A 25660-nucleotide genomic window follows, 5' to 3' on the forward strand; every position below is an offset into this window, starting at 1 on the left:
TATCAATCATTAAGATCTATGTTGCTTTTCTTACGTTAATAGAGAGCATTCTAAATAACAAAATAGATGCAAACAATGCGATGATCCCATTAATAAGGAATGAAACTTCAGCGCCAAATATCTGCCATAACAAACCTGTAAGCAAAGAAGCCGGAAATAGACCAATCCCCGTAATCATAGCATATAAACCAAGTGCAGTTCCTTTACTTTCTGGATTGGATATATCAGCAACCAGCGCCTTTTCAACCCCTTTAGTAAAAGCTGAATAAAGCCCATATAATGTAAATAGACCGATTAAACCAATCGTTGTATTTACTTCCGCAAAACCAATATATACAAATCCATATAACGCATATCCTACAGTTAGTATACCTCTTCGTCCGTATCGATCTGAAAACGCTCCGGAAATATATGAAAATAAAGACGCAGTAAGGTGAAAGAGTAGATATAATAATAGAACATTGGCAGTAGAAACTCCTAAATCTGCTGCTCTTAGTAAAAGAAACGAATTTGATGAATTCACAATAGTAAAGAGAAAAACAATAAACAATAATTTTTTCACATTCGGATTTAGAAGTTTCACGTCAAGTTTAGGTTTCGTGGTAGGCGGCATTTCTTTAACTATTGGTTCATACTTTCTTTCCTTTATGCCCAATAACAGTAACCAACCAATAATTACAGGGATTAAAGAATACAGGAAAACATCATGAATGTTTTGATTTCCATTCATCTGTAATATGAAATAAGCAGTTCCAATCCCGATAGAAGCACCCAACATATCCATCATTTGATGTAATCCGAAAACTCTTCCTTGTTTATTTTTTCCTCCAGACTCAGATATAAGAGCATCTCTTGGAGCCGTTCGTATCCCTTTTCCCGTACGATCTATCAGTTTCCATATGAAAACGCCGACCCAGGAACTTGAAATAATCAAAGATATTCTTCCTAAACCTGATAAGCCATAACCAATCAAAGCAAACCCTTTTCTATTTTTCAAACGATCCGAACGACGACCAGAGAAAAATTTCAAAAAACTTGCCAAGGTTTCTGATAAACCATCTACAATCCCAATAATTAAAGGGCCTGACGAAGCAAGAATAATTGGTATTAAAGGAGTCACCATATAGGTGCCCATATCTGTAAAAAAACTAACGAAGCTTAATATCCAAATGTTGCTGTTTTTCAATTCGAAACCGCCCCTTAAATATAAATTGCTGATGATCAACTCTGGTAATGAACTAAATCACCCATTAGTTCAAGTGAACCACTTCACAATAATGAACAATTTACAAATGAAGAAATATTAATAAAATTTCCCAATAAATGAAATTATATCATTTTATAAACTATAGAGTAAGCACCAAAATTTCTGAACGTTCAAAATATTTAAGTTTAATCATTGTTCTCCCCTTCCTTGTTTTTTTCATCATTTATTATGTTTTATTTCCTCTTCAACTAAAATGCCCGATACATTCCCTACTCCGAGTGTTATTGAACAATCGCCTTAATCATATCTTCGTCTTTAACCAACTTTATTTAATGCAACATCTTTATTGTCATTAACATTATCAGGTCTTTTGAATCGGTCACCATCTTCCTATTTAAATATTATTTGGTAAAAAATGTAGGTTGATAGCATTATTTGATTTGGAATGTATTGTAAAACATTTTATTTTGTAGTAACCTATCAGCGATTTAAATCGCACCGACCTAATAGCGCACTAGTCCATGGGTAATAAACAGCTGTTACTATTTCAATAAGGGAGGAATTGTAATGTCCAGGTTACACAAGCAATTATTTTCAATTGTCCTTGTCATGATTTTGACCCTTGGCATCTTTGCACCTGTACAGACACAGGCAACTTCAGAAGGTGGAGGATACTGGGTCCCAGACGGCAAGATCAAGAAGGCAACCGAACTGATGAAGCAAGGTAAATCCCTCGGGGAGCTCGAAATCAAACAAGATCAAATCCAGCAAAAAGAAGGCATTCAGACATTAGATGAATTGATGGAAGTAGACCAGCAAAGTAAAGCGACATACAGAGCGAACTTGGCACCTCCGATCAAGACGGCGGTCGGATGGGTACCCCCGGAATTTGACTATGATCATATCCAGACTGTAGATGAATGCCGGAGAAGTCCTGACAGCAGTTCAGAAACAGGGTATATCAAGAACCGTTATTCCTTCTGTTGGTCCCATGTTGCGACATATCAAGTCCCTGTAAAATGCATCGGAGGAATCTGTATAAACGCAGGAGTTCAATTTCAATTCACGGAAATAGGTTATGGTTCCAACCAAAGCCGGAACATGAGAATCTATTATACACTTGACGATATCATCGTGACCGATCCAGCTTTAAATGGAGCCAAGTTGAAAATCGATATGGTATGTGAATCGAAATTGAACGCAGGTGACTGTAAAGAGGATCCCGACTATCCACCGACGGAACGAACGATCGCCCACTGGAAAAACACAAATTTCGATACAGAAATCTTCACCTCAGAAGCGCCCCCAGCAACTGATTCAAATCCTGACCAGTTGGGATACATGGAATTTTGGCCGAAACTCACCCTTACCCATTCAGCAAGGAAATACAAAAAAAGCATAGATGGCATTAAACAGACCGTCCGTTATGACTCTGCAAAATACATGTTCGCTTTCCCAGATCAATATTTCTGGCAAGGAGCCGTATTCAGCAAAGCCACACCGGTCTTCAATGTCCCGATCACGAAACCGGAATTCGAAATGCTAACTGAAGCCGGCCAGCATTGGAAGGACGCTATGGACCACCCAGAACAGACAAAGCCTCAAATGGTTGGAAAGAAAATACCGGGAGCTGTAGGAGACAGCACACTGACACGGATGTATACAAAACGTCATCAGGAGGAATACAACCGTAATAGAAACAAGACAAGAAGGATTTGTGACCGGGAGTTCGGAGATGAGGATCGGACAGGAAAGCAGTGTGACGAATATCCTTTCGCTTCCACCTGGGAAGGTTCATCGACGAACGGATCGGATAATTTTTCTGTAAGAATGATTTCCGCTGATTCGAACGGTGCTGCAGGGACATGGCTCGGTGCCTGGTACGCCTATGACCGGATTCTGGATGGAGATGCTTTTAATGTGGAGGTCGAAGCTCCTGAGAAAATCGCGACGATCCGATCGGAAGGTCAGCCTCAGGACGGCCAGGATAACCGATCAAGTGATAACTTCACGATCGGGAACATCCCTACTTACGCGACCAAGTTACAATGGAAAATCGTCGACGGTCCTAAAGATGCAAAATTCGATGTCATGAAAGACATCAGCTTCGGTATCGACGAAACGATCTTCTATGATCTTACAGACGGGTCCGAGTCAGAAATCAAAACGAGTGAAGATTTCTACATCGCCAGACCGGAAAACACCGATGGAGAAAGCTTCACTGTCGAAGTCTATGCAATCCCTTAATAATAGAAGGTTAGTTGAATAAAAGACCAAGGCTAGTCAAAGAGCTTGGAGACTCCTATCTAAGCTCTTTTGACTAGGTATTTATAGTGACTACTTCCACCATATCCCCGATAACGAAATAAACAAAAATGTCTTATTCACAGATAACATTCCATTAATTTTTAAAAGACTTCTTCAATGTTAAGCATCCTATTATTCTCAACACGCATTTTTGCATTTTCAAGCGAGTTAACAACACTTCTTAATTAATATCTGTATTAATTCTCTTCTACATTTATATCTCCTTTAGTTCTTGTTTCACTAATCTGATACGTTGTTTTTTCACAGCTACCACTTTTATCCCCCTTAATGACAACTTTATTTCTTGTTTTTTCCTCCTTTGTATCCTTTTAAGAGAAAGAAGTATGTATTACAATATATCAATAGTTATAAAATGGAATATTAGTTAATGATTACATATCACTAATAGGGGGCTAAGTAGGGGAATTTTCTGTAATTCACAGCAGTTATCATTTGAATCGTAATCATGGTAGTAACAATCTGCTTGTCGTTAAAATTTGAAAGAACCTTATTGCATATTAAATAAGGCCGCCCATAAGGAAAAACTTAAAAAATTAATTTTATCAGGTCATTATACAATCTTATGTATTAAGTTTGTGATCATTTTTTTGAAAATTATTTCTTTTTTAAAGTAAAATTTTGTTCTTTCATGGAGGTTTTAATTTGGCTACTAGAGTACCATTTTCATTTATATTAGTTATTGGGTTAATGTTATTTGCTCTATTTTTTGGTGCAGGAAATTTAATTTTTCCACCAATGCTTGGTCAATCAGCAGGAATGAATATTTGGTCAGCAAATGCAGGGTTTTTAATAACAGGAGTTGGCTTACCGTTACTTGGTGTGTTAGCACTTGGTTTTTCGGGGAAAGATGATTTACAGTCGTTAGCAAGTAGGGTACATCCTGTATTTGGTATTGTATTCACAACCGTTCTTTATTTAGCCATTGGTCCTTTATTTGCTTTGCCTAGATCAGGAAACGTTTCTTTTGAAATCGGTGTAAAACCTTTTTTGTCCGAAAATTCAGGCCCTCTACCTTTACTTATTTTCACAATCATCTTTTTTAGTATTACGTGCCTTTTTTCGATCAATCCCGCGAAAGTTGTCGGAATTGTCGGGAAAATATTAACACCAATCAAGATAACGTTCATTGGAATCCTCGTAGTAGTTGCTTTTAATCATCCAATCGGAGATTTTCAATCACCTATTAAGAATTATTCAGTTCAACCATTTTTTAATGGGTTTAGAGAAGGTTATTTAACAATGGATACGCTTGCATCTTTTGTTTTTGGCATCATAATCATTAATGCCATTAAAGAAAAAGGTGCTAAAACAAAAAAACAAATTATGGTTGTTTGTGCAAAAGCAACTGGAATTGCTGCCTTTTTCCTGGCAACCATGTATTCAGCTCTTTCTTATATGGGTGCTTCAAGTGTAGAAAAACTTGGGCACCTGGAAAATGGAGGTACCATCTTAGCAAAAGTCTCGGATTATTATTTTGGAGCTTATGGCGGGATATTATTAGGATTAATGATTACAGTAGCTTGTTTAACAACAAGCGTAGGACTTGTTACATCTTGTTCTTCATTCTTCCATAAACTATTTCCAAAGGTACCTTACAAAACAATTGCTATAAGTTTATCTATTTTTAGTGCAATAGTTGCCAATATTGGGCTAACACAGTTAATTGCTGTTTCTGTTCCTCTCTTAACAGCTATTTATCCATTAGCCATTGTATTAATTTTCTTGACATTTTTTCATTCTTTATTTAAAAGGAAAGCTGAAGTGTATCAAGGAAGCTTACTTTTAACATTTATAATTAGTTTATTTGATGGATTAAATCGAGCTGGTATACACTTTTCATCCATTAATAATTTTTTTAATGAAATTCTTCCTATGTACGATGTCGGACTAGGGTGGATTATTCCAGCAATTGTTGGAGGATTTATAGGGTTTAGCAGTAGCATACTACGAGGGAAATTCGGTCTTAATCCCCCAACTAGTAGTTAAATAAATATTAAAATAAGGTCAACCATTACTGGTTGACCTTTTAAAATTGAATGTTGAATCCAGGAACCGACCTTTTAGTCCGTTCTTGAAGGGTCACCATAACAATCATTTTAGAATCAATCTACTAAAAAAGGCAACTTTACGTAACCTTTTTTAGTAGAATCATATTCTATTTATTTTTTACTTTAAGGGCCTTAATTACTTCTTCTGTTGTCTCAGCAATAAGGTCGTCGTTATAATCAGCATCTTTTTTATCACGACTTGAAAGTACAGCAAGGACAATAGGGTCTCCTTTTGATGGCCAAATGATCGAAATGTCATTTCGCGTACCATATGATCCTGCTCCAGTCTTATCAGCCACTACCCAACCTTTCGGCACTCCAGCACGAATTAACGCATCTCCAGTAGTATTTCTCTTCATCCAATCTATTAAAAGTTCACGTTTCTCAGTTGGAAGTGCATCTCCCAATGTAAAATCCTGAAGACTAGTAGCAAGTGCTCTTGGTGTACTCGTATCATGAGTTTCACCAGGATTAACTTCATTTAAATCTGGCTCAAATCGCTCAGGGTTGGTAACATTATCCCCGATTTCCTCCAATGCCTTTTTAAATCCAGTCGGTCCCCCCAGTTGTTTAAGAATAAGGTTTCCAGCAGTATTGTCACTGTATCGAAGAGAAGCATCAGAAAGCTCCTTAAGAGTCATCCCCGTATCAACATGCTTTTCTGTAATCGGATTATAATTAACAAGATCTTCACGTGTATAGGTAATTCTTTGATTAAGTTCTTCTATTGATTTCTGTTGTAAAAGTGCTCCTACAGCTAGAGCCTTATGAGTAGATGCATAAGCAAAACGCTCATCTGGATGATAGGTTACGGTTTGGTTTGTACCAGTATCCAACGCAAAGACACCAAGTTTAGCATCAAATTTTTCTTCAAGCTTAGCAAAGTGATGATTATTGGCAGTTGCTTGTTTTTTAGGTTTAGTTAATTCAGCATTAACGTTATTGTTTGAACAACCTACAAGCGTTGCACATGAAAGAAATAGAACAGGCACAATTTTTCTGAATGCGGAAGTACTAAAAATGTTACTCAATGATTTCATAAGATTCAACCTCTTTCTAAAAAATATTTAGTATGTATTCTCCTGGGATAGCAGCCGGATCTTTAACACTTGCACCCTATCTTTTGTTCATGATGTAGACCTCCTGATTTTGATTAGACTCTTGTGTACGGATTGAAAAAACTAAGGAGTTTTAACGGATTACATTTGTAGTCTTATTACATCTGTAGTACAGTATTACATATGTAATCAAATAAAGTCAATTCTTTATTTTTTCACCCTCAAGCCACTATAAATATGCTATATACCTTTTTTAAAAATTTAAAAGTCAAGAGAGTTGGTATTGAAGGACATGTTTTTAACTCATTTTATAATAGGTCTATTGGTGTCTTCATTTTCCGTTGCTGTTATTCTACTTATACGAAAATGGTTTGGAAGACAATTAACAGCAAAATGGTACTATCATTTGTGGATGTTTCTTTTTATGGCTTTAGCACTTCCATTCATACCTACTGATTTATATAATTTTAGTACTCTCTTTAGCGGTGGGGATACATATCAGACTAATGCACCCAGCTCTAATATGAACATACCTGGAACTGATATGATGCAAGGCCTCCACCTAATACAAGACTTTTCTGTATCGGTCAATCGGCCGGACCTGTCCTTACTTAATATTGGAGTGATGGGTTTTTGGATGTCAGGGATGCTTTTATTTACCTTTACTATGGTTCGTGGATGGCTCACACTTAGAAGGATAAAGAATTATTCTTCTCCGTTTTCCAATCAAGAAGTTCTCGTGCTTTTCGAAGAATGCATGAAAAAACTGCAGATAAAAAAATCTATAAAGATTGTTATTTCGAAAAGAGTCCAGTCTCCAATGATATTCGGACTTTTTCAAACATATATCGTCTTACCTTCCCAGCATGAAAACTGGCTTAGCTTGAAAAATTACGAGTATATCTTTCTTCATGAACTGAGTCACTATAAAAACAAGGATTTGCTGACTAATTACGTGATATTGTTCTATCAAATCATTTATTGGTTTAATCCCCTTGTCTGGCTTGCTTTTAGAGAAATGAGATTGGATCGGGAAATCGCATGTGATACATCTGTTTTACAGTTAATAGATGATCATTCATTTAGTGAATATGGAAATACAATCATTAATTTTTTGGATCTTTCAAAACGGTCAAGTAAGCTACAGATAGTTACACATTTAAACGGTTCGAAGCTTCAAATCAAAAAACGAATTGAACGAATTTCTGCCTATAAACATTCCACAAAAAAATCAATAAGAAAAAGCGTCTTTATTTATGTGTTGGCCAGTATCATTTTGACAATCCAATTACCTTTCGTTTCCGCATTTGCGACGGAAAATGACCGATACTATTTTAATAATGATGGAGTGGTTTTTGTGGATTTACATCAATTCTTTAAAGGGTATGAAGGAAGCTTTGTTTTATATGATCATGACGCACAGCAATATCGCATTTATAATGAAGAGAAAAGTACGTTGCGGGTATCACCTGATTCCACCTATAAAATCTATAGTGCCTTATTTGCACTACAATCAAATGTGATATCACCCGAAGAATCCACCCTTTCCTGGGATGGGACTAAGCAACCCTATGACGCTTGGAATATGGATCAGGATGTCTCATCTGCTTTACAAAATTCTGTAAACTGGTATTTCCAGGAATTAGATCATAGAACAGGATTTGAAACAATCCAATCCAATCTACAAGCGATAAACTATGGAAATTCCGATGTATCTGGGGAATTGGGTGAATTCTGGCTCGAATCCTCATTGAAAATTTCTCCAGTCGAGCAAGTCCAACTGCTGCAAGCCTTTTATTACAATCAATTGGGATATAATGAAATGCATATCCAAGCTGTAAAGAAAGCACTGCGCTTAGAAAAGAGTGAGGAAGCTCGCCTATCAGGAAAAACAGGTACAGGAACAGTGAATGGAAAAAACATCAATGGTTGGTTTATCGGGTATGTAGAGACGAAGAACAATACTTATTTCTTTGCTACCAATATACAAAATGAAGATGATTCCTCTGGAAGCAAGGCGGGAGAAATTACTTTATCAATTTTAAAAGATTTAGGAATCTATAAAGAAAACGGAGGGGAGAAAAATGGAGAAAAACATTCCTAGCATATCAGAATCAGAATGGGAAATCATGAACGTGCTTTGGGATAAGGCCCCTCAAACAGCAAATGACATCATAGGTTCCTTACAGGAGAATACCCATTGGAAGCCGAAAACCATACGCACTCTTCTCGATCGATTGGTTCAAAAAGATGTAGTAGGTGTCAATAAAAATCTAAGAGTTTACACCTTTTACCCGCTCTATACACAGGAAGAGTGCCAGCGTGCCGAGACTGAATCATTTATCAACCGTATCTATGGAGGTACCCTGAAATCCATGCTTGTCCAATTCATTCAGGAAGATACCCTATCTGATGATGATATCAATGAACTACGCTTTATTTTAAATAAGAAACCTAAAAAGTAATAATATTAAAAAAGCGATTTGGGATTTTTCCAAATCGCTTTTTTCCTTCGAAATAGCTGAGGACATATGCTCATGTAATTACTAAACTCCCCCGTTTGTGCCATAAGAAAAAGGCAGCCCCAGCAACCTGCCTTATTGTAGAGTTGACACAAACTGTGAAATAATGAAATCTAAAAATTTATGAATATTTTTTTGTCCTGTAATAAATAAATAGACTGTTTATAAGTTGTGTAATAGCTCCTAGTCCTAAATAAACAAAACCAAATATGGAAACAGCCATTCCTTCAAAACCTCCTACAACTAAAAGGCCAGATACAAAATTAATAATGCCTAAAAAGATGAAAATAAGTGGACAAGCAATGGCTATTCTTTTTTTGTTCTTTGTAAGGGCTATTCCAAAAGTAACTAGAAGAATAAAGGTTATCAAGTAGCTAGTATAAGAAGAGAATATAATATCCATTAAATCACCTCTTTGGTAATGATTAGGTCAATAGCTAATTTTACCATTAAAATACAATTAGGTTATTTAAACACCAATAATTATTATTCTATTTTCATTATTTCGTATTTATGACACAGTACGAAGACACTACACTTAATGAACCAACCTGCCCCGTTAGTTCCATAAGAAAAAGAGCTGCCAAAGCAACTCTCTTATTCAAGTAAACCAGCTAATAGGTGTCAATATCTTTCTCTAATATTTTCATTTCCCTTATGATATACTATTTTTGACCATGCCAAATAACCCTCCAAAACCCTTTTGGAAGGATTTTTCTCTGTTTCACAAAACCGTTAATTAGGCTAAATCTAGGAACGTTTCTTTTCTCTTTAATAAAGCATAAATCCAATGAAGCAACTTATTCATACAGGCAACGATTGACACTTTGGCAGGTTTTCCTTCTGATTTTTTCTTATCATAGAATGCTTTAAGCTTTTTGTTCCTTGAACTTCTTATGCCGCATAGTACGGCAAGATACAGAGAATAACGTAGTCTGCTCGAACCTCTTTTTGTAATACGATTAATGGTTGCCGTAAACTTACCCGATGAGTGAACACTTGGATCTACTCCAGCGAAGGCAACCAGTTTTTTCGGATGATTAAACCGATCGATTTCACCAATTTCAGAAATAATCGTGGCTGCGATTTTTTCTCCGATACCGGGAATCGATTGGATGATCTTATATTCTTCCAGTTCATTTGCCAGGGCCACTATACGATCTTCTAAATCAGAAAGATGTCCCTGGTAATGAAAAAGCAACTCAATATACATACGAAGATTGATTACGTGACTTTCATACACGCTTTTTTGAAATGGATTTCTAGATGCGGAATCCATTATTTTTTTTGCTTTTTCACATGCCCATTCACCCGATCGGCTAGAACAGAACTCTATAACACTCTCTGCTAGTCTACTTTCTCCGGCTGTTAATACCGCCTCTGAAGTAGGATATTCCTTTAACATCAATAAAGAAACCTTCGAATATAGATCCCCAAAAACCTTCCGGTATTCAGGAAACACTTGATCTAAAATGGTGTGAAACTGAAGTTTAGCTTCCACATACATATTCGTTACGATTTCCTGTTGTCTGGACAAATTCCGAAGGTCTTATAGCTGAATTTCTCTAATTTTATGAGGTTCTAAATCCTCTTTGTAATACAGCACACACAACTGGTACGCATCGATTGCGTCTGTTTTTACCTTTCGTAAACTGGTCTTCTTTGCCTGATAAGAAATAATGGGGTTTAGTAAGATATATAGAATCCCTTGTTCCTCCAAGTATTGAATAACAGGAGTATGGTAATGCCCTGTAGATTCTAAAATGACCATAGGCATCTGCCCTGTCACTTCTTCAACCTCTTTTAAAAAGTCTAAAAAATGATCCAATTCCTCCTTGGTATGCTTCATTGAAAAGCTCTTCCCATACGGTTTAGATTGGTCTAAAAATGCCTGAACTTGGCTCTCTCCTTTTGCCACATCCAGACCAACAACTGGATTCATTGTTTTTTCCTCCTCTACTTACTAACCAGTACCCCTAGTCCTCCATGTAGTGTCATAGCTTCGCTTGTTATACGAAATCTACGTCCCAACCAGCCTCAAACATGTTTCTACAAGTAGGGGGCAGACAGTTTACTTCACGGGATCATGTCCCACGCACCCGTACGTCCTACCCTGGCTACTGATATAATAGATTCTATTAAAAAAAGGTCAACCAGTAATTTTTACTGGTCAACCTTATAATACGAAAGCACCAGTTAGTTGAAGAAGAAGGTGTTATTTTCTACTTAAATAAAAAGTAAACCTCTCTTAGAGTCTATAATCCAAAATTTATTCCCTGTTTTACTCGTCTGATTCACTTTCTTCGAAATCCTCAAATTCATCATCATCAATTACGATAGGGTGAGGATTATTTTGAATGAATCTTACAGCATTTAAACCGATCATCTGAGCAGGTATTGAAGTGTTACCGTCTGGTAAAATAGGAGAAACAGAAAGATCAGCGACTTTAAGATTTTTGGTACCAAAGACATTTAGGACTTCATTGACAACACCATCTTGAATTGTCTTCGCCATCTTACATTGCCCGCCATAATGGAAGAAATTCGAATAAGATGCTTTGACATAATCTCCAAGCTGCTTTCTTTTTTCTGCCTCATCCGTTAAAGTGAAGATTTGCTCCGGAGGGTATACCACTTCATGAATGCCACTGTTATTTTTTCTAGCCTCTTTAATAATATTGTAAGTGTTGATATATTGATCCACCATGAAATCTAGATCATTCGTATCTGGCTGTAACGGATTGAAGGAAAACGACGGAAGAGCTTCTGGATCGCTATGGGAGGCCATAATTGTCCCCTTACTTCTTGGATTAAGGTCTATAATGCCAAAACTCATGATATTGGTAGGCTTGGTTAAATCTTGATTCCACGCATTACTAGTTATATCCGAAGCAGGTATAAATAGGGGTGCTGGGGCTCCTATCAGTTGAAGGCGGCGGCCCTCCAAACTATCCTTATGCTCTGCTTTAAAAGCACCTAAGGCGATAGGCTGATTAGGATCGGCTACAGCTATAGGAATTATCTGAGATGTATCCACCCTGACTCCCAAACCGGCATATGCTTGAGTTTGCAGATTGTAACCTACATTTGGATTTTCAATCAATGGTGTAATCCCTGCGTTAATCAAATCATCGGATCTACCAATCCCTGATCGTTGAAGGATTACTGAGGAGGAAAATCCTGCCGAAACGATAATACCTTTTCGGGCAAACGTTTTATAAGAAACACCGTCCTTGATATATTCAACTCCGATCGCAATCATCTGCCCTTTCTTTTTCTTAAATAAGATTTTGTTCACCGTTGTTTTAGCGAAAATGACCAACTTTCTCTTTCCAACTCCAAACTCATCTGGATGAAACTCGTTACCCTGACTAACAATAATCTCATTTAAATATCCTGTTGCGGTCGAAGAACGGGTAGTGGTACTACCAACCTCCTTCTGGTTAAATTGGGATTTGTAAAAAGTACAGTCACGTACGCCTGTGTTATAGTCCTCAACAATGTCAATGTCCAATACTTTGGCTGTTGCATTTGTCAGCGTTTGTATGAGCCCATTCGGAGGAATATGCTGTTGTCTAACAAATATTGGTCCCTTACTTCCCCTTTCGTTCGGACTTTGTGTTTGTCCAGTATAGGTTTCATTTTCGATAAACAAAGGACGAATTTGGTTGTAGTTCCATTGGTCGTTATCAACAAGATCAGCCCATTCGTCATACAGCTCTCTACTCCCGCGTACAGAATACATATCGTTAACTTCTGAGCTTCCACCAATGGCCCGCCCATTAACCGTAATAAGCTGCCGTAGAATGGAAGACTCTATTCTGGATAGAAGGTTAGAGGCAAACTTATTATCACTGGCCAAAATAATGGCATCTAAAATGTTCGGGGTGCTTAACTGAGCAGTCATATTTGTTCCAGGCTCAAACACAAGTACGGAAGTTTTTCGGTCATCCGTTAATTTCTTAGCGACTACCCCGCCTGCCGTTCCAGCTCCTATGACAATATAATCAAATATATTGTATTTATCAGTACCAGGTCTTATACCCATACGTATCTATCTCCTTTCATTAAATTAGTTTATGTTCATAGAAGTCCGAGGTAATGGGGTATAATCTATTTTTCATAAATTGTGTCTTAGCGCACTATCCTGCTCCTTTAGCCCCATAAGAAAAAGAGCTGCCGAAGCAACTCCCTTATTGAAGTAAAGAATCCTCTTAGTTGAAAAGAGTGAAGTTAAATTATACCTTTCATTCTAATTACCTTCCCAACTAACTCAGATTTAAGTTCTAGCATTCCGTTTTTTTTATAATAGGCAATTGCTTGTTTGTTACTTGGTGACACTCGAAGGTGGTATTCATCAACTCCATTGTTTCTAAAGAAATTCAAGGCATATTCATGCAATTTTTTTCCTAGACCCTCTCCACGTTTTTTTTGTAATAATATAAATTTACATATCCAATTTTGTTGCCTTCATATTCTCAATGACTTTCCTTGTTCAGTTCGTGGATAAAAATCCACTTCACAGTAGTAGTTACCTTCTCCTACACCCTGATAATTCTTAGGAAACATAATGCTATGCTTTCCAAAGTTAGCCTCCGTATGCCCCCCTCGTGGGAATATCGAATATGACGATCTCACAATCCCCTTTATATTGTTTCGTCTTATCAGCTAAAACGTTAGGCAGGTCTAACAAAGAATAAACAAATAGGGACCCTGATAGGAGAAATAAAGAGGCGACTCCAAGAATGTCCTTGATCGGTATCTTATACGAATCTCCGTTTTTCTTTTTCAATTTATAAAAATGCCAAAAATAAGCCGACATTCCCACAAGCATTACAAATGACAAGATTAGTAAAGAGAAATACTGTGCCAATATTCTTCAATTCCTTTTTTAGAGTTTCTTCTTATACGTTTTCCGAATCAATGGTGTTTCAATTTATCTGTTTCCAAATTAACCCATATAAAGGAATGAAACCTTATTGAACTATACTGCCCATTTAGTTCCAAAAGAAAAAGCTGCCTTAAAGACAGCTCCGATCTTCAGCTAACGCACCCGTTAGTTGCATAAGACTTGTAGCTTTAGATTAATGTTTGATCAAATTGATAATAATAACCTTGATAAACAACAAAAAGAAAGAGCGTGTTTTGAAAAAAAGATTGATCAAAACACGCTCTTAATATATTCAATTCAATCATTCTTTTATAAAAAAGTTTGATCACTTCTGTGATCCTTACTCAATAAAAGCGCCCGATTGCGGAAGACCGATATATAGTATATGATAATCGAAATTTGGAAATCACTCTGGATTACTTGCTTCATATAAAGAGTCCATCTCTTCTCAACTATAATCTTGAAGTTTTACACCAGAACCATAAAAACATTATCGCGGTTATGTTGAGGATGAACCTCCAATCATTTAGGTTAATTTCTTCAAAGAGAATTCCGATTCCTATTCTTAGTCATTAAACTCGGTCATGAAACATTATGCGACTTTATTTTCACTTCATTAAATTGACCTTCCCATTTAGAGATGACGATTGCCGCAAGTGAATTACCAATAACGTTTACTACTGTACGTCCCATATCAAGAATACGGTCGATACCGGCAATAAATGCTAGACCTTCAATAGGAATACCAACTGTTCCTAATGTCGCTAAAAGAACTACGAAAGATACACCTGGTACACCCGCAATCCCCTTAGACGTGATCATTAACACTAGCATTAGCGTAATTTGCTCATACACGCTTAAATCAATTCCATACATTTGAGCGATGAAGATAGCTGCTAACGCTTGATATAATGTAGAGCCATCAAGGTTAAAAGAGTATCCAGTCGGAATAACAAATGTAGCAATATGTTTCGGACATCCCGCTTTCTCCATTTTTTCCATGATTTTCGGAAGAACCGCTTCTGAACTTGCTGTAGAGAACGCAAGTATCAATTCTTCTTTTAGAAGTTTAATCAACGTAAAAATATTGAATCCTACAAATTTCGCTATAAGACCCAGAATGACAATTACAAAGAAAATCATTGAGCCGTATACAGAAAGCGCTAACTTTCCTAACGGAATTAAAGATTCCAAACCGAACTTGGAGATGGTCACACCGATTAGTGCAAATACCCCGATAGGAGCAAATTTCATGACCATGTTAGTTAGGTAGAACATTCCTTCTGCTGTACCTTGGAAGAAACGGAATACTGGTTTACCTTTATCACCGATAGCCGCAATACTAAGCCCAAACAACACGGAGAAGAAAATGATCGCTAGCATATCGCCTTCTACCATGGCTTTAACTGGATTGGATGGTACAATGTGAACGAGTGTATCTACAAAGGATTCATGCTGCTTAGTTTCTGCTGTATCCACATATGTAGAGATATCAGTTTGTTCCAGATTATTCATATTCACACCAGCACCAGGCTGGATGATATTCGCTGAAATTAAACCAACAGCAATCGCTATCATAGTTACCACTACAAAGTATGATAATGATTTAGCACCTAGTTTACCTACCGCTTTCAAATCACCTACACCAGCAACTGCAACGATAAGACTTGACACAATGATTGGCACAACAATCATTTTAATCATTCGTAGAAAAATGTCTCCGAATGGCTGTAAAAAGTTTTGGGCCGTCTCATTTCCATAAAAAATGGCACCAACGATAATCCCTAGAATTAAACCAATGAAAATTTGGCTAGCTAAACTTAATTTAAATTTCTTCATTTACTTTCCTCACCTTTCCCTTTTCATTATGCTTAAGCTCTTTTTACTTTTTGACCTTTACTACCATGACTCTGTATCCCCTAACGATTACCATTGTTAATAAAAACTTAACTTTTCATTTACTTTATCATCGAAATTACAACATCCTACAAAAAACTACAAAAACTCACATTTATTATTTTAGAATATTCTGAAATGTAAACGCGCCCATTTTTTTACGCATGCAAATATGCGAAAGAACAAGTATAGGAGTACTTGTTCTTTCGCATATTTGTATAATTAATGACTCCTACTTCTATCGCTTCGTTTCAAAATAAAGAACTTGAAAGAATTTTTTCACGTTAATTCGACTATAAGCGAAGCTTGCTCCTGAGCTTTTTTTGCAGTTCTGTCACCTTTTGGCGGACCATGGCAAAATCAAAAAACTTTGTAGCGTATTTCTCCATTTTCGAGCTTATTATTAGTGAACGAATAAAGTCGGATCTTCAAGCAGCAAGATCAAGAGGTAAGAAAGGCGGGAGACCTGTATAAGTATTTAGACAAGGCACACTAGGTTTACCTCAGTAAATCACGACGGATTAAAGCAGCACCCCTGTGGTGACTAGGCCTAAATGAAGGAAAGCACCCGTTAGTGTAACAAGAAAACAGCTTAATAACAGTAAAATTTTTATTTCAAGCACCTATTAGTACAATTATTATTTTTCCCTAAGATGATTTAATAGTGCAATAGCCAATAAAAGAATTGATAAGCCAGTCCCTGAACTATCAGGTCCTACATCTAAGAAAATTGGAGAAACAAAGTGATTTAAAACTGTAATGATTACGGCAAATGTAACCAAAGAAATATTTGTTTTCTTCAAAGTAAAAACTTCCTATTAAATAACGAAGGCAAGTAAAAATTCTCCTTTTAAATTATAACTCTTAATGAACTATCCGCCCCGATAGTTGCAAAAAGAAAAAGCTGCCTTAAAGACAGCTCTGATCTTCAGCTAACGCACCCGCTAGTTGAAGATCAAAATAATAACTACTATATGTACCTCACTCTAACGGTTTCCAATTTGGGTCCTTTATATCGGATTTATTTGGCTTTCTTACATACTGTAAACTTCTTTCACCTTTAGCCCCAAATTTTTTAAAACTTTGTTGTGCTTCTCTAAAGGAAACATAATTTGCTCCATCCTCATCTGGATGTTCATATTGGTAACCATCATCTTCCCAAAAACAGATTTCACAAATATCATACGTTCCAGGAGGTTCTTCATCTAATGTTTTATATCCACAGCAAGGACAAGTATATTTCATACAATCACCTCGACAATTCTTATGAATTCCACCATGATTTCTTGTTCAACTATCCTGCCCCAATCATAAAGAAAAAGCTGCCTTAAAGACAGCTCCAATCTTAAACTAACGCACCCGTTTTTAAAGTGGCTCTGTTATATTCATTGTTGATTTTATCAAAAAAAAAACGATTTTTATCGATCAGTTTGCAACAATTTACGGTCATTTGTAATCAGCCCTTTAAAAATGTTAGCAGTGCTTCATTAAATTCTTTGGCATGTGTTGCATTGAACCCATGTGGACCACCCTTTATTAAAGTTACCTTTGAATCAGGAATTGCTTCATGTGTCAGCTTCCCACTATATTCAAATGGAACAATTGCATCTGAATCACTATGAAGAACAAGGGTAGGTATATTAAACTTGGCTAAATCCTCTCTGAAATCCGTTTTGCTGAAAGCAGAAATACATTCTAGTGTCCCTTTAGGCGATGCACCTGCTGCAATATCCCTATTGTAAAGTCGGAATGGTTCACTGACTAAGTCAGTTCGTTCTCCAGCAGCAAAAAATCCTCTCGTAAACTCATCAAGAAATGCTAGGCGATCATTTTTTACTCCATTTTCTAATCCTTGAATGACTGCATCATCAAATGCTCCCTCAGGATGTTCTGCTGACTTGTAAAGAAATGGTGGTACAGCTCCTGCAAATACAGCCTTCTCTACTCTATTTGTTCCGTAAGTTCCGATATAGCGGGCTACTTCTCCACCCCCCATTGAAAATCCGACCAGTGTCACATTTTGGATATCCAAATGCTCTAGTAACAGGTGTAAATCAGTAGCGAATGTGTCATAATCATAACCGTTCCATGGCTGAGAAGAGTTCCCGAACCCTCGACGGTCATAAGTTATGACTCTGTATCCAGCCTCAACGAGAGCAGGAACTTGATATTCCCAAGATCGGCCACTTAATGGCCATCCGTGAATTAATACTACCGGCTTCCCTGTACCGTGATCCTCATAATATAATTCAATCGGTGTTTCATTTTCGGTTCCTACAGTAATTTTTGCCATTTTTCTACCTCCAAAAAATATTCCGATATATATCCTATTCTCTAATAATACGGATGAATCCCGTAGCCTATTTATTCACGTTTTATGTCGCGGACTCCAAGCATAATGAATCCTATTGTTCCGATGATTCATTTTCTGTTTTGTAACAATTCCCCATCCAATACCTTTTTTATCATGAATGCAACTTAAAAGAAGTTTATCTAAAACTGATAATCTCCTTTTGTTAAACTAGAACAGGAGTGTGATCGATCCAATGAATAAATTGTCGTAAATAGCTCTGAAGATATCGTTTTGGTTTTTCGTCAGTAAGCGCTTTCTGATTGTAGTCAATCTTTTCGTGTACTTGCGAAATTAGTACTTTTTGAAATGGAACGACATTAGCTTGCATGGCTTTTGGTCATATCCCCTCCTTGTTTGAAATACCTATTCATGATACTATACTTTATCAAATGCGGGAATGGGTTCCAATAATGGAATAAAAAAGATAAACGAAAATAAGGTTACATTTCGAAAAGCCTTGAATTCAATAGAATCTAAGGCTTTTTGTGTATGGGTTCCGTTAATATAACGTCTGGATGAAAAGAATTGAACAATAGGAAAGACAACTAAAGTAAGAGACAGGGTTGCAAATAAAGATATATCCCCTTCGTCTTTTTGAACTTTACGTTTAAATCCCCAAGTAGCAATATGTTAGTTAAAACCACAACCATTCCTATAACACCTCTTACTCCTTGCTAGTTCCAGGATGAAGTCTAATTCTAATTCCTTGTTGAACTGTCCTGCCCCTATTAGCATTCCTGTAGTTCGTTATTTCGGCTTTGCGCTCCTTCGTCATGCACGATTGCATCTCGCTGAGGCAAGCTCCGGGATGTGAAAAAGCCAAATTGTCCTTTCCAAATGTGGAGGATCACGACTGCGGCGTTATCCTTCCTTGCGACCATGAGCCTGGTGATGAATAACCCTGAGTTTAAAGCCCTACACTCCAACAATGTTAAAGTGAAAAAGATTAAGAAAATTAAATCCATCATGAAAACTCGCCCGTGTCCTAGTAGGGATTCTAAACCTCAGGTCTTACTTTCAATTAAACCCCAGGCCTGTTTTCTTAAGATGGCTTTGTCAGTACACTTAATCATACAAATAAAATTCACTTAAAGGGAGAAAGAATACTGTGATTCTTGGAAAGAAACATGAGCTGTGGACGCATTTATTGATGGGCGCTTTTGTAGCCATGTGCATTTTTGTGTTTTTGCCATCGCTGCTGACAATATATAAAGTTATATTTATAGTCATTTTAATAAGCATTCTGTCTATTAATCTTGTTTTGATAATCATGAAAAAAGAAAACTATTTAAAACTTACACGCCTCGCACTAGTGTACTTGAGCATTTTTTTGATTATTGTTTGTCTGATTTTTTATACAACAAAGTTTTTGGTTCTGACAGACGGGATCTGTATTGGGAGCGTTTTAGGAGGAACCCCCCTCTTAAGTAAACTCCTTTTCCTCCTTATTTGTTTCCTTCAGCCAATCATATTGCCCTTGCCTGAAGCTTTAACGGTTCCTGCAGGCAGTGCAGTTTTTGGCTCATTCACCGCAACTTATCTAAGTTTTTTCGGAACTATTTCCGGAATAGCAGTCATGTTCCTTATAGCTAGGATTGGTGGGCAAAAGCTTGCATTAAGATTAGTAAAAGAAAAACACTTGCAAAGCTACCAGAAATATATGCAAAAAAATGAAACGGCTATCCTTTTACTTCTGTTCGTTATCCCGATTCTCCCAGATGAAATCATTTGCCTCGGATCGGGGATAAGCGGAGTATCTTTCAGCAGATTTATCCTGATCGCTTCACTATCAAAACTAATGACAGCCTCGTCCCTATCATATTCAGTCGAATTGGCAAAAGCCCTCTCCTTGACAGGACAGGAATTAATCTCGGCTGTATCACTTGCTGCTGGAGGATTATTTATTTTATATTTAGGGGTAAAATGGCTTTTAAACAAAAGAAATGAAGAATAGAGCATGTATTATGGGAAAAACGCTGGAAAGGAGAGCGTTTTTTTTGTGTGATAAAAAAACACCAGGTATCAAATTCATTCATAACGCTGTTGCTACGTTTATGGAACTAACCTTCCCCTTTTGTATTAATATCCGCTCAAATCCTCGGGATATACTGAGTACCATTTGTGAATAATAAGAGTGTTAAACAATGGATTAAGGAGGACTTGTATGCAACAGGATCACCAAGCTAAAAAGAATTCGGGTTCAATTATGAAACCAGGATTTTCAGGAACTGATGCACAAAAAGTAAAACAAGAAATTCAAAAAGATGTAAGCGAAGGACAAGGTGCAATGACTTCCCGAGAGGCAGGAGCAATGCGAGATTAAAAAAGAGTAAATACAAGGTTAAATTTAGGTTTTTTTCATCTCGAATAGTGTGTGTAATTACGTGAGCTAAAAAAGATTTTTTGTAAATTATTCATATCTATTACTTCATGCATACTATTCTTTGAAACAGCACATTATAAATCATGTCGATTTATTACTTTCGAAAAAGAGCATTCACACAAGTACCTATGGTTTGCTTCCGATTTTATATATGATTGCCATGATACCGAAAAATATCATTGACCTTTTAAAACTTGGAGATTCTGTCGGCAATGGCGCATTGTTGTTATTCGGTTTACTCCCACTACCCCTGCTTATTATCTTAAGAGTAAAAGAGGAAAGTATGAAACAATCACAAATCAATATACGGCCCCTCTTCGTTTCACTCTCCGTTCTCTTGTTCTTATCTCTTACAGGATGTTGGAGCACTCGTGAAATTGAAGAGCAAAGTTTAGGTATAGGTTTGGCATTCGATAAAGGCAAGGAGTCCATCATTGAGAAAAAGTTTAATGGACAAAAGGAAGGATATTATTCAAAAAAAGACCTGATTACATCAACCTATCAATTTATCACCCCAGAAGTTGCAAGTTCAACAACTATACAAGCCGGACCACAACAAAAATCTTATATTAATTTTTCGGAAACTGGAGATTCCGTCCATCAGATGGTTCGTGAACTCTCATTAAAAATTGAAAATCCCATAACAAGTACTCATATGAAAGTGATTGTCATAAGTGAAGATCTTGCAAAATCGTTTAAATTGGGAAATTTACTTGATCAAGTTCTTCGTGATAATGAAATTAGACCAAGCTGTCTTGTGCTCATTAGTAAAGGAAAAGCAAGTGAGACACTGGAAACAAAGACAGCAGGAGAGATTCCATCGTTTCGTCTGGTTGGCATTGTAGAAAATGCCTATCGAACAACGAGGATTTTGCCTCCTATGCCGCAAATTAAAGTACAGAGCATGCTCCTTTCAGGATCTAGTTTTCTGTTGCAAAAAGTATTATCAGTGAATGGGCAAGTCAAATTTGCCGGAGCCGCAGTAATCAACGGAAAGACCCACAAAATGACAGGTGTTTTGAATGAGGAAGAACTAGAAGGCATAACGTGGATAAAAGGCAAGGGAAAAGGCGGTGTAGTGAAAAGCTATGATAAAGAGACTGGTCAGCAGATTGTGTATGAGATAGAGTCCATGAAAAGCAGAATTAAACCTCGAGTTAATGGAAACAACATCTCTTTTGATGTAAACATTGAATCAGAGGGAAGACTATCTGAAACTTGGGTGGTTCCGGGAAATGCTTTTAATAATGAATTTCTAAAAAAAGCAGAAAAATCCTCTGAAAAAGAAGTAAAACGCTTGGTGAGAAATGTAGTAGAAAAAATGCAAAAAGAATACCAAGTGGACGTTGCTGGCTTCGGAAATCGATTGAGAATTGAGAACCCCAAAGTATGGAAGAAGGTCAAAAAGGATTGGGACCAAACATTCAGTGAAACCCCGGTCAACTACAATGTAAAATTAACGATTAACAATTATGGAACATCAGGGTCTGCAAAGAAGTGAACCCTCAGGATAACCACATTGACCTTCCTAGTCTCCATTAAATGTGAAAAATGAATAGGTTAAAAGACGATTTTTAAACTGCAAAAAGTCTATACATCTTTTTTTAATGGGACCTAAATACTCTATTCGTAAACGTATTTGGGGCTACTTGTTGTTTACCTATATATAGAATAAATAACCCAACAATTACTGTACCTTTTGGTATCTGTATCCCCGCTTCTGAAATCAGGCTAAAAAAAGCCGCCCATCATTTGAGCAGCTCTTTATCAGTACTTTAGTTTTAGCTTTCAGTGAAAATTTGAAAGGTTGGCTTTTGAACTTACACCCGTCAAGTAGGGAGTTCTTTCTCTCCACTAAAAAGCGACTGGCAGGGATGTTAACCCCTGTGAACTCAGCATGAAGTGCCAGTTGACGTTCTCCCGAGGGACGCTGAGTCGTAGGTTGGGCATGCGTCTCAACAGGGTGGAAAACGCAACGTCACCTTCCACACGGGCTAGTGGCGCTCCCAAACACATATGAATGCCATGTCCAAAGGCGAGATGACGTTTGATTGTGCGCGTAATATCCAGCCCCTCTGGGTCCGTAAACTGGAGCTCATCCCGATTCGTTGATTTTAATACGGGAATAACCATATCTCCCTTTTTGATTTGCTGCCCTGCTAGCTCGATATCTTCAGTGGCAAAACGTGGTCCCGCGATTGTGGCAGGCCCATTGAAGCGCAGTAGTTCTTCCACAGCTGCAGGAACGAGACTGTGGTCGGCTTTTGCCATTTCCAGTTGCTCAGGATGATCCAGCAACATCAAAGTGCCTGTAGCGATCAGATTCGAGGTTGTCTCATGACCGGCAAAGATCAATAGCGAGATCATCGAGATTAGTTCTGCTTCGTCGAGTCGATCTCCCTCCTCTTCGATAGCAACCAACTGACTAATTAAGTCATCTGCAGGATGCTGACGTTTGTCGGCGACAAGCTGCACGATGTATTCCCCGAATGCTCGTATCCGCTCTGCTACCCCCGGATCTTGTCTTCCTAGGCCCAGACCGTGCGCGATGGCCTCAGACCAGCCCCGAATTCGTACCTGGTCTGTTTGAGGCACCCCAAGCATATGTGAAATGACGTTGATTGGTAAGGGATAGGCATAGTCCTTGACAAGGTCCATCTCGCCTTTATCTTGTACCTGGTCAAGTAATTCGTCAGCAATTTCCTGGACGCGAGGGCGTAAGCTTTCCATATATTTGGGCGTAAAAGCTTTGGACACCAACCTGCGCAACCGTCGATGATCGGGTTCATCGACAGAAAGCATGGATTTTGCGTTAAGGAAGGTAGGGGGAGCAGATGGATCAGCATTTTTTTGCCTGATATCACTATTACCATTGATGGAGCCCCCGTCTACAGTAAAGCGGGCGTGATCTTTTAACACCTGCATTGCTTCTTCCATACGCGTAACCATCCATGCTTGGCCATCCATCCCACTAATCGGAGACGGGATAGGAATAACGGCTCCCATTGTCCGCATCTTAACGAATATCGGAAATGGGCTTTCACCACTTTCACCACTAAACACGTCCAATATGGATTTCTCTGGTAAGTTTTGATCTGAATTATTCATGACAACCTTCCTTTCTCATTGTGCCCTTTACGGGAGTCATCTGTTTGTTTAAATATTGTCCAAGGAATTATTTGTTGACCTAAAAATACCTTTTAAAAACCATCAGGATGATAATCTTTAAGTTTTAAATAACATCCCATTTCCTCCTTAGTTTACAATTGGGATAATTTATACATATTTTATATTGTGGATTTGCCTCTTAAATTCTTAGTGGCTTCTTTAATCTTGTGTTGCCTTCCTTCGGAAGCGTTCTTAACACGTTTGATAAAGAAGGAAAGCAATAAACTAAAAATTCCGATGATAAGAATAACAAAATATGCGTCATTTATCCCCTGGATAGAAGCTTCCATAACCATATGTTGTTGTGTTTCACCCCGGGCTCCTCCAGTGGCTAAGTCCTGAAGATGATTACTTGTACTGTTTGTCATTACTGTCACAAGTAGTGCAGTACCTATTGCGCCAGCTACTTGTCTGATAGTGTTGGAAATAGCAGTACCATGTGCATAAAGACTGGATGGTAATTGATTTAAACCTGCAGTCTGTACAGGCATAAGGAACATAGCCATCCCAATACGACGAACTGTAGACATCACAATGAGAAACGTGTAGCTGGTCGAGTCCGTCAAATCTATAAAGCCAACGGTTGAGATGATAATAATTGCTATACCAATAATAGTAAGCCATTTGGCTCCAAATCGGTCGAAGAGCTTTCCAACTACAGGACTTAGTAACCCCATTAGGAGTGCCCCTGGAAGCATCAGTATACCTGACTCCAATGCAGTAAAACCGCGGGCATTTTGAAGGTACAGAGGAAGCAGCATCATATCTGCATACATCATCATGGTAACACCTATACTTATAAGGGTAGTCAAGGTGAACATATTGTATTTAAATGCTCGGAGATTCAGTAGCGGATTTTTGGAGATCAGCTGCCTCCAAGTAAACAGGACAAGGGCCAGGATTCCTATTACTAGAGAAACAACTACCTCTGTACTTGACCAACCAGCATTGCCTGCTTCGCTGAAGCCGTACATTAATGCACCAAATCCGATGGTTGAAAGGGCTACACTAATAAAGTCTACCTTGGAATGAACAGGTTCTGAAACATTTTTCAGATAAATAAAACCGCAGATGATAACAATAATTGTAAATGGAATCATGCCATAAAACATGGCTTGCCAAGGAAATGTCTCAAGAACATAGCCGGTAAGTGTTGGTCCAATTGCAGGCGCAAAAATAATCGCTAACCCGACGTAACCCATAGCAGACCCTCTCTTCTCTGGCGGGAAAAGGGATAACACAACATTCATGAGTAAAGGCATAATAATGCCAGCACCGGCTGCTTGAATCAGCCGCCCAGTCAGAAGTACAGGGAAATTGGATGCGACTGCAGAAACAATCGTTCCGGCTAGAAAAATAATCATCGAAGTTTGGAACAATTGACGAGTGGAAAATCTCTGGATTAAAAAGGCTGTAATAGGAATTAAAACGCCATTCACTAACATATAACCTGTTGTAAGCCACTGAGCTGTTGAAGCTTTAATATTAAAATCATTCATTAATTCCGGAATGGCAACGCTCATGATTGTTTGATTAAACGTGGCCAGGAAAGCACCTATTATCAACACAAACATGATTGGTCCCTTTTTGATAGAATTTTTGATTGTTGAATTCTTACTCAATTTCATACATCCTCTCGAGCCATCGTGGATTAAATTTACACTGTGTTGTATAATTTACAATGTATAAATGAGATTATAAGTACAATTTATAATGTTTTCAAGCTACAAAATTCCAAAAAGTGTATATTAATTTACAAAAATAAGGTTTATGTTGTTTATCGAGAAGAAATACGACGTAACACTA

The 25660-nt window shown here is 37.6% G+C and carries 19 protein-coding genes and 4 pseudogenes; 9 read left to right on the forward strand and 14 right to left on the reverse strand.

Annotated features, from left to right (window positions below; genetic code table 11):
* Positions 1 to 16: 16 nt before the first annotated feature.
* Positions 17 to 1186: an MFS transporter gene (locus MKY17_RS14245; RefSeq protein WP_339200112.1), complete on the reverse strand. Its 1170-nt coding sequence runs from the start codon at positions 1184 to 1186 to the stop codon at positions 17 to 19.
* 588 nt (positions 1187 to 1774) lie between these two features.
* On the opposite strand from MKY17_RS14245, the gene MKY17_RS14250 reads away from it, so the two are divergent.
* Positions 1775 to 3454 carry a NucA/NucB deoxyribonuclease domain-containing protein gene (locus MKY17_RS14250; protein ID WP_339200113.1) on the forward strand — a complete coding sequence of 560 codons (1680 nt, stop codon included), beginning with the start codon at positions 1775 to 1777 and terminating at the stop codon, positions 3452 to 3454.
* Between the two features lie 723 nt (positions 3455 to 4177).
* Positions 4178 to 5521, forward strand: a complete 1344-nt coding sequence (brnQ, locus tag MKY17_RS14255) for a branched-chain amino acid transport system II carrier protein (RefSeq protein ID WP_339200114.1) — start codon at positions 4178 to 4180, stop codon at positions 5519 to 5521.
* A 169-nt stretch (positions 5522 to 5690) separates the two neighbouring features.
* Here the strand turns inward: brnQ and bla are convergent, their stop codons facing one another.
* The gene (gene bla, locus MKY17_RS14260) at positions 5691 to 6623 is read right to left on the reverse strand and encodes a class A beta-lactamase (RefSeq protein WP_339200115.1); all 933 of its coding nucleotides are present in this window, start codon (positions 6621 to 6623) and stop codon (positions 5691 to 5693) included.
* Between the two features lie 310 nt (positions 6624 to 6933).
* On the opposite strand from bla, the gene MKY17_RS14265 reads away from it, so the two are divergent.
* A complete protein-coding gene (locus tag MKY17_RS14265; protein WP_339202391.1) occupies positions 6934 to 8745 on the forward strand; it encodes a BlaR1 family beta-lactam sensor/signal transducer in 1812 nt (603 codons plus the stop codon).
* Positions 8726 to 9106, forward strand: coding sequence for a penicillinase repressor BlaI (gene blaI / locus MKY17_RS14270; protein WP_339200116.1), 381 nt, complete (start codon positions 8726 to 8728; stop codon positions 9104 to 9106). The genes MKY17_RS14265 and blaI overlap by 20 nt, the downstream gene beginning before the upstream one ends.
* A 178-nt stretch (positions 9107 to 9284) precedes the next feature.
* On the opposite strand, the gene MKY17_RS14275 is transcribed toward blaI, so the two are convergent.
* The 6 genes and pseudogenes from MKY17_RS14275 to MKY17_RS14300 all read right to left on the reverse strand — a co-directional run bounded on the left by MKY17_RS14275 (position 9285) and on the right by MKY17_RS14300 (position 15893).
* Positions 9285 to 9566, reverse strand: a complete 282-nt coding sequence (locus tag MKY17_RS14275) for a YesK family protein (protein ID WP_339200117.1) — start codon at positions 9564 to 9566, stop codon at positions 9285 to 9287.
* 336 nt (positions 9567 to 9902) lie between these two features.
* Positions 9903 to 11105, reverse strand: a pseudogene (locus tag MKY17_RS14280) (IS110 family transposase).
* 339 nt (positions 11106 to 11444) lie between these two features.
* Entirely contained in the window at positions 11445 to 13211 is a 1767-nt protein-coding gene (locus tag MKY17_RS14285; protein ID WP_339200118.1) for a GMC family oxidoreductase, read from the reverse strand.
* A 185-nt stretch (positions 13212 to 13396) separates the two neighbouring features.
* On the reverse strand, positions 13397 to 13618 hold the full coding sequence (locus MKY17_RS14290; RefSeq protein WP_339202393.1) for a GNAT family N-acetyltransferase: 222 nt from the start codon (positions 13616 to 13618) through the stop codon (positions 13397 to 13399).
* A gap of 133 nt (positions 13619 to 13751) precedes the next feature.
* Entirely contained in the window at positions 13752 to 14036 is a 285-nt protein-coding gene (locus MKY17_RS14295; RefSeq protein ID WP_339200119.1) for a hypothetical protein, read from the reverse strand.
* 600 nt (positions 14037 to 14636) lie between these two features.
* Entirely contained in the window at positions 14637 to 15893 is a 1257-nt protein-coding gene (locus tag MKY17_RS14300; protein WP_144553929.1) for a cation:dicarboxylase symporter family transporter, read from the reverse strand.
* Positions 15894 to 16334: 441 nt separating this feature from the next.
* On the opposite strand from MKY17_RS14300, the pseudogene MKY17_RS14305 reads away from it, so the two are divergent.
* A pseudogene (locus MKY17_RS14305) lies at positions 16335 to 16418 on the forward strand (recombinase family protein); the annotation flags it as partial.
* Between the two features lie 170 nt (positions 16419 to 16588).
* On the opposite strand, the gene MKY17_RS14310 reads toward MKY17_RS14305, so the two are convergent.
* The 4 genes and pseudogenes from MKY17_RS14310 to MKY17_RS14325 form a co-directional block, all read right to left on the reverse strand.
* Positions 16589 to 16753 carry a hypothetical protein gene (locus MKY17_RS14310; RefSeq protein ID WP_179891114.1) on the reverse strand — a complete coding sequence of 55 codons (165 nt, stop codon included), beginning with the start codon at positions 16751 to 16753 and terminating at the stop codon, positions 16589 to 16591.
* Positions 16754 to 16931: 178 nt separating this feature from the next.
* Positions 16932 to 17195 carry a CPCC family cysteine-rich protein gene (locus MKY17_RS14315; protein WP_144553931.1) on the reverse strand — a complete coding sequence of 88 codons (264 nt, stop codon included), beginning with the start codon at positions 17193 to 17195 and terminating at the stop codon, positions 16932 to 16934.
* Positions 17196 to 17406: 211 nt separating this feature from the next.
* The gene (locus MKY17_RS14320) at positions 17407 to 18243 is read right to left on the reverse strand and encodes an alpha/beta hydrolase (protein ID WP_339200120.1); all 837 of its coding nucleotides are present in this window, start codon (positions 18241 to 18243) and stop codon (positions 17407 to 17409) included.
* Between the two features lie 223 nt (positions 18244 to 18466).
* Positions 18467 to 18637 (reverse strand): annotated as a pseudogene (locus MKY17_RS14325) (NAD(P)H-dependent oxidoreductase); the annotation flags it as partial.
* Between the two features lie 420 nt (positions 18638 to 19057).
* On the opposite strand from MKY17_RS14325, the pseudogene MKY17_RS14330 reads away from it, so the two are divergent.
* From MKY17_RS14330 to MKY17_RS14345, 4 genes and pseudogenes are all read left to right on the forward strand, one after another.
* Positions 19058 to 19372 (forward strand): annotated as a pseudogene (locus tag MKY17_RS14330) (IS110 family transposase); the annotation flags it as partial.
* A gap of 39 nt (positions 19373 to 19411) precedes the next feature.
* On the forward strand, positions 19412 to 20257 hold the full coding sequence (locus MKY17_RS14335) for a VTT domain-containing protein (protein WP_339200121.1): 846 nt from the start codon (positions 19412 to 19414) through the stop codon (positions 20255 to 20257).
* A 210-nt stretch (positions 20258 to 20467) separates the two neighbouring features.
* The gene (locus tag MKY17_RS14340; RefSeq protein ID WP_179891228.1) at positions 20468 to 20626 is read left to right on the forward strand and encodes a hypothetical protein; all 159 of its coding nucleotides are present in this window, start codon (positions 20468 to 20470) and stop codon (positions 20624 to 20626) included.
* A gap of 343 nt (positions 20627 to 20969) precedes the next feature.
* Entirely contained in the window at positions 20970 to 22187 is a 1218-nt protein-coding gene (locus MKY17_RS14345; RefSeq protein ID WP_098373841.1) for a Ger(x)C family spore germination protein, read from the forward strand.
* A gap of 353 nt (positions 22188 to 22540) precedes the next feature.
* On the opposite strand, the gene MKY17_RS14350 is transcribed toward MKY17_RS14345, so the two are convergent.
* The gene (locus MKY17_RS14350; RefSeq protein WP_339200122.1) at positions 22541 to 23794 is read right to left on the reverse strand and encodes a cytochrome P450; all 1254 of its coding nucleotides are present in this window, start codon (positions 23792 to 23794) and stop codon (positions 22541 to 22543) included.
* Between the two features lie 179 nt (positions 23795 to 23973).
* On the reverse strand, positions 23974 to 25428 hold the full coding sequence (locus MKY17_RS14355; RefSeq protein ID WP_286177286.1) for a DHA2 family efflux MFS transporter permease subunit: 1455 nt from the start codon (positions 25426 to 25428) through the stop codon (positions 23974 to 23976).
* Positions 25429 to 25660 lie beyond the last annotated feature (232 nt).

It is taken from the genome of Peribacillus sp. FSL P2-0133 (assembly GCF_037975445.1).
GTDB lineage: Bacteria > Bacillota > Bacilli > Bacillales > DSM-1321 > Peribacillus > Peribacillus simplex_E.